Origin of the sequence: Pseudomonas sp. NPDC087814 (assembly GCF_044742865.1) — a bacterium.
Lineage (GTDB): Bacteria > Pseudomonadota > Gammaproteobacteria > Pseudomonadales > Pseudomonadaceae > Aquipseudomonas.
In genome coordinates, this window is sequence record NZ_JBIUVK010000004.1 from 182,288 (window position 1) to 194,430 (window position 12,143).

Annotated in this window: 14 protein-coding genes; 11 read left to right on the forward strand and 3 right to left on the reverse strand. The window is 63.6% G+C overall.

Annotated features, from left to right (window positions below):
• Positions 1-129 precede the first annotated feature (129 nt).
• Positions 130-459: an EscU/YscU/HrcU family type III secretion system export apparatus switch protein gene (locus tag ACIOMR_RS05545; RefSeq protein ID WP_003210638.1), complete on the reverse strand. Its 330-nt coding sequence runs from the start codon at positions 457-459 to the stop codon at positions 130-132.
• Positions 456-2,039 carry a flagellar hook-length control protein FliK gene (locus ACIOMR_RS05550; RefSeq protein ID WP_401192751.1) on the reverse strand — a complete coding sequence of 528 codons (1,584 nt, stop codon included), beginning with the start codon at positions 2,037-2,039 and terminating at the stop codon, positions 456-458. The genes ACIOMR_RS05545 and ACIOMR_RS05550 overlap by 4 nt, the downstream gene beginning before the upstream one ends.
• A gap of 252 nt (positions 2,040-2,291) precedes the next feature.
• Here ACIOMR_RS05550 and ccmA point away from each other — a divergent pair, with 252 nt between their 5' ends.
• The 10 genes from ccmA to ACIOMR_RS05600 all read left to right on the forward strand — a co-directional run bounded on the left by ccmA (position 2,292) and on the right by ACIOMR_RS05600 (position 9,602).
• Positions 2,292-2,873 (forward strand): cytochrome c biogenesis heme-transporting ATPase CcmA, encoded by a 582-nt coding sequence (gene ccmA, locus ACIOMR_RS05555; protein WP_003210636.1) that lies wholly within the window; start codon positions 2,292-2,294, stop codon positions 2,871-2,873.
• Entirely contained in the window at positions 2,870-3,538 is a 669-nt protein-coding gene (gene ccmB / locus ACIOMR_RS05560; protein WP_003210635.1) for a heme exporter protein CcmB, read from the forward strand. The genes ccmA and ccmB overlap by 4 nt, the downstream gene beginning before the upstream one ends.
• 85 nt (positions 3,539-3,623) lie before the next feature.
• A complete protein-coding gene (locus ACIOMR_RS05565) occupies positions 3,624-4,379 on the forward strand; it encodes a heme ABC transporter permease (RefSeq protein WP_003210634.1) in 756 nt (251 codons plus the stop codon).
• Positions 4,376-4,552, forward strand: coding sequence for a heme exporter protein CcmD (ccmD, locus tag ACIOMR_RS05570; RefSeq protein ID WP_008434788.1), 177 nt, complete (start codon positions 4,376-4,378; stop codon positions 4,550-4,552). Before ACIOMR_RS05565 ends, ccmD begins: the two co-directional genes overlap by 4 nt.
• The gene (ccmE, locus tag ACIOMR_RS05575) at positions 4,549-5,004 is read left to right on the forward strand and encodes a cytochrome c maturation protein CcmE (RefSeq protein WP_008434786.1); all 456 of its coding nucleotides are present in this window, start codon (positions 4,549-4,551) and stop codon (positions 5,002-5,004) included. The genes ccmD and ccmE overlap by 4 nt, the downstream gene beginning before the upstream one ends.
• A gap of 3 nt (positions 5,005-5,007) precedes the next feature.
• A complete protein-coding gene (locus ACIOMR_RS05580; RefSeq protein ID WP_087694319.1) occupies positions 5,008-6,996 on the forward strand; it encodes a heme lyase CcmF/NrfE family subunit in 1,989 nt (662 codons plus the stop codon).
• Positions 6,993-7,529 carry a DsbE family thiol:disulfide interchange protein gene (locus ACIOMR_RS05585; protein ID WP_008434782.1) on the forward strand — a complete coding sequence of 179 codons (537 nt, stop codon included), beginning with the start codon at positions 6,993-6,995 and terminating at the stop codon, positions 7,527-7,529. Before ACIOMR_RS05580 ends, ACIOMR_RS05585 begins: the two co-directional genes overlap by 4 nt.
• Positions 7,526-7,999, forward strand: coding sequence for a cytochrome c-type biogenesis protein (locus ACIOMR_RS05590; RefSeq protein ID WP_003210629.1), 474 nt, complete (start codon positions 7,526-7,528; stop codon positions 7,997-7,999). Before ACIOMR_RS05585 ends, ACIOMR_RS05590 begins: the two co-directional genes overlap by 4 nt.
• The gene (gene ccmI, locus ACIOMR_RS05595; protein WP_401192759.1) at positions 7,992-9,182 is read left to right on the forward strand and encodes a c-type cytochrome biogenesis protein CcmI; all 1,191 of its coding nucleotides are present in this window, start codon (positions 7,992-7,994) and stop codon (positions 9,180-9,182) included. Before ACIOMR_RS05590 ends, ccmI begins: the two co-directional genes overlap by 8 nt.
• Positions 9,183-9,197: 15 nt before the next feature.
• On the forward strand, positions 9,198-9,602 hold the full coding sequence (locus tag ACIOMR_RS05600; RefSeq protein ID WP_003210627.1) for a hypothetical protein: 405 nt from the start codon (positions 9,198-9,200) through the stop codon (positions 9,600-9,602).
• A gap of 185 nt (positions 9,603-9,787) precedes the next feature.
• Here the strand turns inward: ACIOMR_RS05600 and ACIOMR_RS05605 are convergent, their stop codons facing one another.
• A complete protein-coding gene (locus tag ACIOMR_RS05605) occupies positions 9,788-10,987 on the reverse strand; it encodes an MFS transporter (RefSeq protein WP_401192819.1) in 1,200 nt (399 codons plus the stop codon).
• Positions 10,988-11,122: 135 nt separating this feature from the next.
• Here ACIOMR_RS05605 and ACIOMR_RS05610 point away from each other — a divergent pair, with 135 nt between their 5' ends.
• Entirely contained in the window at positions 11,123-12,019 is an 897-nt protein-coding gene (locus tag ACIOMR_RS05610; RefSeq protein WP_401192762.1) for a LysR family transcriptional regulator, read from the forward strand.
• The last annotated feature ends 124 nt before the right edge of the window (positions 12,020-12,143 follow it).

A 12,143-nucleotide genomic window follows, 5' to 3' on the forward strand; every position in this document is an offset into this window, starting at 1 on the left:
GGGGAATGCATCCCGTGACGCTCCGCGTCACCCCTGCGCAAGACTTGAACGTTGCAGCGCCAGTTGGACGCGGAGCGTCCGAGGCGGCGTTCCCACGCAGAGCGTGGGAACGATCAGCCGGCTCCCACCTTAATAATCGTCGCCTCTTTCCGTCACATCCCGCTCCACCGGCCCCGCGTCCGGGTCGTAGCCCACCGGGAACTTGCCCTTCAGCGTCCAGGCAAACGCGATGATCTCGGCGACGGTGCGGTACAACTCTTCCGGGATGCTGTCGCCCAACTCCATGCGTGCCAGTAATTTGACCAGCTCGGCATTTTCGTAAATCGGGACTTCGTTCTCCCGGGCCAGCTTGAGGATGGCTTCGGCCAGGGCATCGTCGCCCTTGGCGGTCAGGGTCGGCGCTTGTTGCCCGTCGTATTTGAGGGCGATGGCCTGGCGGGGCGGGTTGGGGTTTTTCATGCGGTTTCATCCACCCAGCGTTGTTCAAGCCCGGTTTTCGGGCCCCGTGGCGGGGTGCCGAGGTGGCAGTCGAGGTCGCCGACGTTGAGTCCCGACGACACCAGGCGCTCGCGCAGGCTGCCCAGGTGGCTTTCGATCAGGCTGGCGGTGAAGGGCCGGGTCGCCCACAACTGGCTCGACAGTTTGCCCTGGCTCAGTTGCGCCTGGACCTGCAACGGGCCGAGCGGCTCCATGTCGAGCGCCATTTCCACGCGCCAGAGCATTTGCTTGGGATCCTTGCTGTCCTTGCGTTCCGGCTGTTCCTTGTCGGGCGCCGGTTCTTCCCGCTGGAACTTGACCTGCAACGGCACGATGTCCTGCAAGGTGCGCATGGGGATTTCCAGCTGCCAGGTGGTCAAGAGCTTGCCGTCGGCGGTGGTACCGGTCTGCTCCAGGCTCGACAGCTGATGGCTTTGCAGGCGGGAGATGGCCCCGGCGGCCAGGCGCAGCAGGTTTTCCAGGTCACTTTCACCTTCCAGGCGTTGCATCAGCCGATCGGGCAGCGGAAAGCCTGCGGGCGCCTGCCTGGCGCCGACCTGGCCGAGGGTGCCCAGCGGGCTGCGTACGAAGCTGGGCAGCAATTGCGCCAGGGTGTTGGCAGCGAGGATCGCATTCAGATTGGTGCTGGCGGGCAGGGCTGGCAGCAGGTCGGCGACGAAGCGCAGCAGCGCGCCTTTCATGTCCAGCGGCGGTATCTGCGGGTTTTGCCCGGCCAGCAACTTGGCTTCGAGGAAGGTCCCGCTGTTCTGGATCAGTTGCGCCAGCACCTTGGGGTTGCTGGCCTGGGCCAGGTCGGGCAGGCCGGCGAGCAAACGCTCGGCGGCGGCGCGCAGGTCGGCCCCGGTGCTGTCGCTGCTGGTCGCCGGCAGGCTTTGCAGCGCGGTGAACACCACGTCCAGCGAGCCCTGGCGGCTTTGCTGGGTGGATAGTTGCTGGGCCACGGCCAATTGGTCCTGGCGCCCGCTCAGCGGTACAAAACTCAAGGTCTGCGCACTTTGCACCACGGCGCTGAGCAGGCTGCCGACGCGCAAGGGCTGCGGGCTTTCGACGGTCAGGGTCGCGCCGCTGAGGACGTTATTGAGCACCGACACCAGTGAGCGATACACCACCGGCTGGTTGGCGCCCTGTGGCAGCGCCTGGGTGGTCAGCACCTTGCCTTGCAGCAGGGTGCCCACCGGTAACTGGCTGGTATCGATACGCGTCAGCGCGGCGACGCTGGAACTCAGGGCCTGCTGCAGGCTGATGGACAAATTGCCCGACGGCGTCTGGCTGACTTCCACCTGGGTACCCAGCGGCAGCGGCTGGCTGCTGCTGGCCTGCACCAGGGTTTGCCGGCCGCCTTCCAGGGTCAGCTTGAGCAGCAACTGAAATGCATCGCCGCCTTGTTTCAGTGCCAGCACCTCGGCATTTACGGTTTTTCCGGGGTCGATCAGGCCGGTCTGCGGCTCCAGCAGTTTCAGCAACTCGCCCGCTGCAGGCGCGGGCGCAGGCCCGGCCGGAAGCGTCGGGGGGAGCGTGGGAAGATTGATCTCACCGGTCATCGTGCGCGCCGTCTCAGGGGAAATTGCCCTCTTTAGAGTAGGGCATCACATGTATAATGCCGCCCGTCTTCAAAGAGAGCGTTAAAAACAACACAACTGATTGATCCAGCTCTCTAAAAACGGTCGCCAAAGCAGTTAATGTGCATCTCTTTAACGGCCGTTCCACCGCCGACTTGAACCGTAAAGGCCCGCGATCTCTTGACCAGCCCTCTTCTAGAAGCCGTAGCGCTCGCCTGTGAACGTGACCTGCGGATGCTGTTCGAACACCTCGAACTGCGTCTGGCGGGCGGCGACATGGTGCAGGTCAGCGGCCCCAACGGCAGCGGCAAGACCAGCCTGTTGCGCCTGCTGGCCGGTCTGATGCAGCCGACGGCGGGCGAAGTGCGGCTCAACGGCAAACCGTTGCACGAGCAGCGCACCGAGCTGGCGCGCAACCTGATCTGGATCGGCCACGCCGCCGGAATCAAGGATGTGCTTACCGCTGAAGAAAACCTCAGTTGGCTCAGCGCCCTGCATCATCCCGCCAGCCGCGAGGCGATCTGGCAGGCGCTGGCCGCGGTTGGCCTCAAGGGTTTCGAAGACGTTCCCTGCCACACCCTGTCCGCCGGCCAGCAGCGCCGCGTGGCCCTGGCCCGTTTGTATCTCGACGGCCCGCCGCTATGGATTCTCGACGAACCCTTCACCGCCCTCGACAAACAAGGCGTTGCCCAATTGGAAGAACACCTTGCCGCGCACTGCGAGCAGGGCGGCATGGTTGTCCTGACCACTCACCACACCTTGACGCGCATGCCCGCCGGTTACCGCGACCTCGACCTGGGCCGGTGGGCGGTATGAGCGTATTTGCCCTGTTGGTCGCCCGCGAAGCGCGGTTACTCTGTCGCCGTCCGGCCGAATTGGCCAACCCGCTGGTGTTCTTCGCGATTGTGATCGCGCTGTTCCCGTTGGCGGTGGGCCCCGAGACTAAACTGTTGCAAACCTTGTCTCCGGGACTGGTCTGGGTGGCGGCGCTTTTGTCAGTCCTGCTCTCGCTGGACGGGCTGTTTCGCAGTGATTTTGAAGACGGTTCCCTCGAACAGTGGGTCCTTTCGTCGCACCCCCTGCCACTTCTGGTATTGGCCAAGGTACTGGCACACTGGGCGTTTTCCGGCCTGGCGCTGGTATTGCTCGCGCCGCTGCTGGCGATGATGCTGGGGTTGCCCACCGAATGCCTGCCGGTGTTGCTCCTTTCCTTGTTGCTTGGCACGCCGGTTCTCAGTCTACTGGGCGCCGTAGGTGCGGCACTGACCGTCGGTTTGAAACGCGGTGGCCTGTTGTTGGCCCTGCTGATCTTGCCTTTGTATATCCCGGTGTTGATCCTGGGCAGCGGCGCGTTGCAAGCCGCGCTCCAGGGCATGCCGGCGACCGGTTACCTCCTGTGGCTTGGCAGCCTGGCCGCCCTGGCGGTAACCCTGACACCCTTTGCTATAGCGGCTGGCCTGAAGATCAGCGTCGGCGAATAATGAGGTCTGGTTAAGCGATAGAACCTTAACCAGTAAAGACCCTAAGCTTCTCGCAACGACGAGAAGCAACCGTGATGGAAACAGCATGAACTGGACCTGGTTTCACAAGCTCGGCTCGCCCAAATGGTTTTACGGCATCAGTGGCAAACTGCTGCCGTGGTTGAGCATCGCCGCGGTATTGCTGATCGGCATCGGCCTGGTCTGGGGCCTGGCCTTCGCGCCGCCGGACTATCAGCAAGGCAACAGCTTTCGCATCATCTACATCCACGTGCCTGCCGCGATGCTGGCCCAGTCCTGCTACGTGATGCTGGCGGTGTGCGGCATCGTCGGCCTGGTGTGGAAGATGAAACTGGCGGATGTGGCCCTGCAATGCGCCGCGCCCATCGGTGCCTGGATGACCGCCGTGGCGCTGGTCACCGGCGCGATCTGGGGCAAGCCGACCTGGGGTTCGTGGTGGGTATGGGATGCGCGACTCACCTCGATGCTGATCCTGCTGTTCCTGTACTTCGGCCTGATTGCCCTGGGCAACGCCATCAGCAACCGTGACAGCGCCGCCAAGGCCTGCGCGGTGCTGGCGATCGTCGGCGTGATCAACATCCCGATCATCAAATACTCGGTGGAGTGGTGGAACACCCTGCACCAGGGCGCCACCTTCACCCTCACCGAAAAGCCGGCAATGCCCGTGGAAATGTGGGCGCCGCTGCTGCTGATGGTGCTGGGGTTCTACTGCTTCTTCGGCGCCGTGCTGCTGCTGCGCATGCGCCTCGAAGTGCTCAAGCGTGAAGCCCGCACCAGTTGGGTCAAGGCCGAAGTGCAAAACAGCCTGGGAGCCCGTGGATGAGCTTCAACTCTTTCAGTGATTTTCTCGCCATGGGCCATCACGCCCTGTACGTCTGGACGGCCTATGGCATTTGCCTGGCGGTGCTGGCCCTCAACGTCGCCGCGCCGATCCTGGCCCGCAAGCGTTACCTGCAACAAGAGGCGCGTCGTTTGCGCCGGGAGACCGAAAAGTGAATCCGCTGCGTAGAAAGCGTCTGTTGATCATCCTGGCCATCATGGCCGGTGTCGGCATTGCCGTGACCCTGGCCCTGAGCGCCCTGCGGGAGAACATCAACCTGTTCTACACCCCGACCCAGATCGCCAACGGCGAAGCGCCGCTGGACACCCGAATCCGTGCCGGTGGCATGGTCGAGAAAGGCTCGTTGCAACGCTCCGGCGACTCCCTGGACGTCAAGTTCATCGTCACCGACTTCAACAAGTCCGTGACCATCACCTACCGCGGCATCCTCCCGGACCTGTTCCGCGAAGGGCAGGGCATCGTTGCCCTCGGCAAGCTCAACGCCGACGGCGTGGTGGTGGCCGATGAAGTGCTGGCCAAGCACGATGAAAAATACATGCCGCCGGAAGTCACCAAGGCCCTCAAAGACAGCGGCCAATCCGCCCCGACCCCTGCCAAGGAGGGCTAAGTCATGACGTCCGCACTGTTTATTCCGGAGTTGGGCCAACTGGCGATGATCCTCGCCCTGTGCTTTGCCATCGTCCAAGCCGTGGTCCCGTTGCTGGGCGCCTGGCGCGGTGACCGCCTGTGGATGAGCCTGGCCCAGCCGGCTGCCTGGGGCCAGTTCGCCTTTCTGGTGTTCGCCTTCGGTTGCCTGACCTACGCCTTCATGACCGACGACTTTTCCGTCGCCTACGTCGCCAACAACTCCAACAGCGCCTTGCCCTGGTACTACAAGTTCAGCGCCGTGTGGGGTGCCCACGAAGGTTCGTTGCTGCTGTGGGCGTTGATTCTCGGTGGCTGGACCTTTGCTGTCTCGATCTTCTCCCGCCAACTGCCGCAAGTGATGCTGGCCCGGGTGCTGGCGGTGATGGGCATGATCAGCATCGGCTTCCTGCTGTTCCTGATCATGACCTCCAACCCGTTCACCCGCATCCTGCCGCAGATCCCGGTAGACGGCCACGACCTCAACCCGCTGCTGCAAGACATCGGCCTGATCGTGCACCCGCCGATGCTCTACATGGGCTACGTCGGTTTCTCGGTCGCTTTCGCCTTCGCCATCGCCGCCTTGCTCGGCGGGCGTCTCGATGCCGCCTGGGCGCGCTGGTCGCGTCCATGGACCATCGTCGCCTGGGCGTTCCTCGGCATCGGCATCACCCTGGGCTCGTGGTGGGCCTACTACGAACTCGGCTGGGGCGGCTGGTGGTTCTGGGACCCGGTGGAAAACGCCTCCTTCATGCCCTGGCTGGTGGGCACCGCGCTGATTCACTCGCTGGCAGTCACGGAAAAACGCGGCGTGTTCAAAAGCTGGACCGTGTTGCTGGCCATCGCCGCGTTTTCCCTGAGCCTGCTGGGTACGTTCCTGGTGCGTTCCGGCGTACTGACCTCGGTGCACGCGTTTGCCTCCGACCCGGAGCGCGGCGTGTTCATCCTGATCTTCCTGCTGTTCGTGGTCGGCGGCTCCCTGACGCTGTTCGCCCTGCGTGCGCCAGTGGTCAAGAGCCACGTGGGCTTCAACCTCTGGTCCCGGGAAACCCTGCTGCTGGGTAATAACCTGGTGCTGGTGGTGGCGGCCTCGATGATTCTGCTCGGTACCCTGTACCCGCTGGTGCTGGATGCCCTGAGCGGCGCCAAGCTGTCCGTCGGCCCGCCGTACTTCAACGCGCTGTTCATCCCCTTGATGGCGCTGCTGATGGTGGTGATGGCGGTCGGCGTACTGGTGCGCTGGAAAGACACCCCGGTGAAATGGCTGGTGGGCATGCTCACCCCGGTACTGCTGGGCAGCGCCGCATTGGCGGTGATCGCTGGGATTGCCTACGGCGACTTCAACTGGGCCGTGCTTGCCACCTTCATGCTCGCGGCCTGGGTATTGCTGGCCGGTGTACGCGACCTGATCGACAAGACCCGCCACAAAGGTTTGATCAAAGGCTTGCCGACCATGACCCGCAGTTACTGGGGCATGCAGGTCGCCCACATCGGCATCGCCGTGTGCGCCCTGGGTGTGGTGTTGTCCAGCCAGAACAGCGCCGAGCGCGACCTGCGCCTGGCCCCCGGCGAGTCCATGGACCTGGCCGGTTACCACTTCATTTTCGAAGGCGCCAAGCACTTCGAAGGGCCGAACTTCACCTCCGACAAAGGCACCGTACGCGTTGTGCGCAACGGTAAGGAAATCGCCGTGCTGCACCCGGAAAAACGCCTGTACACCGTGCAAAGCTCGATGATGACCGAAGCCGGGATCGACGCCGGTTTCACCCGCGACCTCTACGTCGCCCTGGGTGAACCGTTGGGCGATGGCGCCTGGGCCGTGCGGGTCCACGTCAAACCGTTTGTGCGCTGGATCTGGTTCGGCGGCCTGCTCACCGGCTTCGGTGGTTTGCTGGCGGCGATGGACCGGCGCTACCGGGTCAAGGTCAAGAGCCGGGTGCGTGAAGCCCTCGGTCTGCAAGGAGCGCCAGTATGAAGCGTTGGTTGATGGTGTTACCGCTGGCGGCGTTTCTGGTGGTGGCGGTGTTCCTGTATCGCGGGCTGTACCTGGACCCGGCCGAGTTGCCGTCGGCCATGATCGGCAAGCCATTCCCGGCGTTCTCGCTGCCGACGGTGCAGGGCGACAAGACCCTGACCCAGGCTGATTTGCTGGGCAAACCGGCCCTGGTCAACGTGTGGGGCACCTGGTGCATTTCCTGCCGCGTGGAGCATCCGGTGCTGAACAAGCTGGCGGAGAAGGGCGTGGTGATCTACGGCATCAACTACAAGGACGACAATGCTGCCGCCCTGAAGTGGCTGGCTGAATTCCACAACCCGTACCAGCTGGATATCCGCGACGAAGACGGCAACCTCGGGCTGAACCTTGGTGTGTACGGCGCTCCGGAAACCTTCTTCATCGACGCCAAGGGCGTGATCCGCGACAAGTACGTGGGCGTGATCGACGAAGTGGTGTGGCGCGAGCAACTGGCCGCCAAGTACCAGGCGCTGGTGGATGAGGCCAAGCCATGAAGCGTTGGTTAGCCGCCGCTGTGTTGGGCTTGAGCATGGTCGGCGTGGCCCACGCCGCCATCGACACTTACGAATTTGCCAAGGACGGAGACCGCGAGCGTTTTCGCGAACTGACCAAGGAGCTGCGCTGCCCCAAGTGCCAGAACCAGGACATCGCCGACTCCAACGCACCGATCGCCGCCGACCTGCGCAAAGAGATTTTCCGCATGCTCGGCGAGGGCAAGGACAATCAGCAGATCATCGACTTCATGGTCGACCGCTACGGTGACTTCGTGCGCTACAAGCCGGCGCTCACCGGCAAGACAGCGCTGCTGTGGTTCGGCCCCGCCGGGTTGTTGCTCACAGGCTTAGTCGTTATGGCGGTGATTGTGCGCCGCCGTCGTGTCGCCCCGGCCGATGGCTCGGACTCGCTTTCCGTCGACGAGCGTCAACGCCTCGACCAACTGCTGGACAAAAAAACTGATGATTGATTTCTGGCTCGCAGCAGGTCTGCTGCTTCTGATTGCCTTGAGTTTCCTGCTGATCCCGGTGTTACGCGGCCGCCGTGCCCAGCGTGAAGAGGATCGCACTGCATTGAACGTGGCGCTGTACCAGGAACGCGTGGCGGAACTGCAAACCCAGCAGACCGAAGGCGTGCTGGATGCGGCCCAGCTGGACAGCGGTCGCGCTGAAGCGGCCCGTGAGTTGCTGGCGGATACCGAGGGCGTGGAAAAGCCTCGGGAGTCGCGCCTCGGCAAACCGTTGCCGTTGCTCGCGGCCTTTCTGGTGCCGGTGCTGGGCGTGGCGCTGTACCTGCATTACGGTGCCAGCGACAAGGTCGAACTGACCCGTGAATTCTCCCAGCCGCCGGTGTCCATGGAAGACATGACCCGCCGCCTGGAGCGCGCCGCAGCGGCCCAGCCGGATTCGCCGGAAGGCCTGTACTTCCTCGGTCGCGCCTACATGGCCCAGGACCGTTCCGCCGATGCGGCGAAAATCTTCGAGCGCACCGTGGCCCTGGCCGGTCGCCAGCCCGAGTTGCTCGGCCAGTGGGCCCAGGCCCAGTACTTTGCCGACAACAAACAGTGGTCGCCCAAGGTCCAGGCCCTGACCGACGAAGCACTGAAACTCGACCCGAAGGAAGTCACCAGCCTCGGCCTGCTGGGGATCGCCGCCTTTGAAGGCCAGCGTTATCAGGAAGCGATCGACTACTGGAACCGCCTACTGGCGCAACTGCCACCGGACGACAATTCCCGTGCCGCGCTGCAAGGCGGGATCGATCGGGCCGCCGAGAAGCTCAAGGAGAGCGGCGGCGTGGCGCCCGTGAAGGCAGAAAAACAGATGCAAGTGCGGGTGGACCTGGCCGCCGATGTGAAGGCCAAGGCCCTGCCGACCGACAGCGTGTTCATCTTCGCCCGTGCCGTCAAAGGCCCGCCTGCGCCATTGGCGGCCAAGCGCGTGACCGTGGCCGACCTGCCGATCACCGTCGAGCTGGGCGACAGCGACGCGATGATGCCGCAGTTGAAACTGTCCAACTTTCCCGAAGTCCAACTGGTTGCGCGCATATCCCGGGCAGGTGTTCCCACAGCTGGCGAGTGGATCGGCCGCAGCCAACCCTTGGCCAGCAGCACCACTGCGCTGCAGCAGCTGACCATCGACAGTCCGGACCAATAATTCGAGGAAATGCCCATGACCGCTATCGCACGTATCACCCTGCTCAGCCTGGTACTGGGGTTGAGTGCTTGTGCGGTCCATCGGCCTCCGTCGCCTACCGGGCCGACTATTCCACCGACAGGGCCGTCGACCCAGCCGAGCACACAGCCAGGCACCCAGCCCTCGGGCCCGGTGATCAAACCGTCGAAGCCGGTGCCTAGCTCCTCGCCGACCTTCGCACCGCCACCGGGTGCGGCCAGCCACTGGGACGGGAAGATGCAGGTGTACGTGCTGGACGAACAGCCGGATACGTTCTACCGCCAGCGCACCTACTACCGCTGGAGCAACGGCTGGAGCCGGTCCATCAGCCCGAACGGGCCTTGGGAAGAGACCGATGTCCATGGCGTACCGCCGGGGTTGAGCAAGCAGTACGCACAATGAAAAAAGGCGACCTTCGGGTCGCCTTTTTCATGGCTGGTTTGGAATACAGTCCACCCAACAACAAAGCTCAAATGTGGGAGCGGGCTTGCTCGCGAATACGGCGTGTCAGCCAACAAATCGGGCACTGATATACCGTATTCGCGAGCAAGCCCGCTCCCACATTTTGAATCTCGTTTGATTTGAAATTACGCCAGCTCCTCAGTCTGCCTGGGCGCGCTTGTCCAGTGGACCACCCCGGCAATCACCCCCAGCATCACCCCAAACTCCACAATCCCCATCCAGCCCAACCGCGCCATTAACCAGCCGCTGACTGTCGCCCCCACCGCACCGCCAAAAAACGTCGCCGTCATGTACAAACTATTGATGCGGCCCTGGGCTTTCGGGTCCACCGCAAACGCCCGGGTTTGGTTGGAAACCAAGCCCGACTGCACGCCGATATCCAGCACGATCACCCCCAGCACCAGCAAGATAATCGAAGTCTCGGCACCCGCCAGCAGCAGGAACGCCAAGGTCACAATCCCGATACTCGCCCCAATCACCTTGCGCGAACCCAGCCTGTCGGAAGCCCGCCCACCGAGCGACGCCGCCAACGCACCCGCCGCACCGATAATCCCGAAGCCACCGGCCCAGGCGCTGCCCAATTGCCATGGCCCATGAGCCAACAGTGCTGCCAGATTCACCCAAAACGCATTGAAGCAAGCCCACAACAACGCCTGCACCATCATTGATTGGCGAATCGGGCTGTTGTCGCGCATCAGCGGCCACAGCGAAGTCAGCAGGCGAGGGTAGGACAGGTTGGTGCTCGGCACGCCTTGTGGCAGCAGCCTGGCGGCACCGATCCACACCGGGATCATGAAGGCCGCCTCCATCGCGTACACCGCCCGCCAGCCATAAGCCTCACCGACTACGCCGGCGATCGTGCGCCCGAGCAGGATGCCGACCATGATCCCGCTGACCACCGTGCCCACATTGCGCCCGCGTTCGTGGGGCTGCGACATCACCGCCGCGAACGGCACCAGTTGCTGCGGTACACAGCTCACAATCCCCAAGCCGAAAGACGCCCCGATCAGCGCCCAGATGCCCGGTGAAAACGCCGCCGCCAGGGCGAAACAGAACGCCAGGGCGATCTGCCCCAGCACCAGCTTGCGGCGGTCAAAACGGTCGCCCATCGGCAGCAGCAACGCCAGCCCGGTAGCAAAACCCAGCAGGGCGGAACCGGCCACCAGATCCACGGTGGTCACGTCCACGCCCATGTCCGAAGCGATCAGCGGCAGGATCGGCTGGGTGCAGTAAATATTGGTAATCACCGCGCCGGCGATCACCGCCATCATGATGATCTTGCCGCGCGGCGCGACCGCAGGCGCTGTGGAAGGTTGGGATGTCATCGGCAGGCCACTCACGGCGCTCTCCTTCAATGCAGATCTCCGGGAAGGAGATGAGTGGCCAACGTTACGCACTCGCGCTTGGCAGGATAATCCCCTAGGATTTGGAATCATCCTTCCAGAATTTGATAGGTTGCCATGAACCGTCTTGAATCCATGTCCATCTTCGTTGCCGTGGTTGATGCAGGCAGCCTGACCGCTGCGGCGCGGCGCCTCGACATGCCGCTGGCCAGCGTCAGCCGCAAGGTGGCTGAACTTGAGACGCACCTGAAAACCCGCCTGCTGCACCGCACCACGCGCCAGCTGTCGTTGACCGATGCCGGCGCCTCTTACCTCGACGCGTGCCGGCGCATTCTTGAAGACATCAGCGAGGCCGAGCGCGCGGCCACTGGCGAATATTCCCAGCCCCGGGGCGAACTGGTCGTTACCGCGCCAGTGGTCTTCGGGCGGCTGCACATCGTGCCGGTGGTGGCGGAATTCCTCGCGCAGTACCCGGAGATCGACATCAACCTGATCCTCACCGACCGCGTCGTGCACCTGATGGAAGAACACTGCGACGTCGCGGTGCGCATTGGCGAGTTGCCCGACAGCTCGCTCAAGGCCATGCAGGTGGGCACGGTGCGGCGGGTGGTGTGCGCCAGCCCGGCATACCTGGCCGCTCGCGGTGTACCGGCCGAACCCCGGGACTTGGCGGCACATGACTGCATCACCTTCGAAGTGCTGGCGTCCCAAGGGGCGTGGGGATTTGGCGCGGGTAAAACCGGGCTCTCGGTACCGGTGCATTCGCGGTTGTCGGTGAACACCGCAGAAGCGGCGATTGCGGCGGCGACGTTGGGGGTTGGGGTGATTCGAGTGCTGTCGTATCAAGTGGCGGATGCGCTGCGGGAAGAGGCACTGGCGGTGTTGCTTGAAGCGTTTGAGTCGGCGCCATTGCCCATCAGTTTGGTGCACAAAGGCCAGTCGCCGTTGCCGCTGAAACTGCGCGCGTTTCTGGATTTTGTAATGCCGCGATTGCGCGCCCGCATCGCTCAATAACACCGGGCAGTTTGAACCTGATGAAAATCAAAATGTGGGAGCGGGGGGGGGGGGGGGGGGGGGGGGGGGGGGGGGCGGGGGTGGTTTTTGTTATAGCAGAGACGCGGCGTAAGCCCCGGCCCCC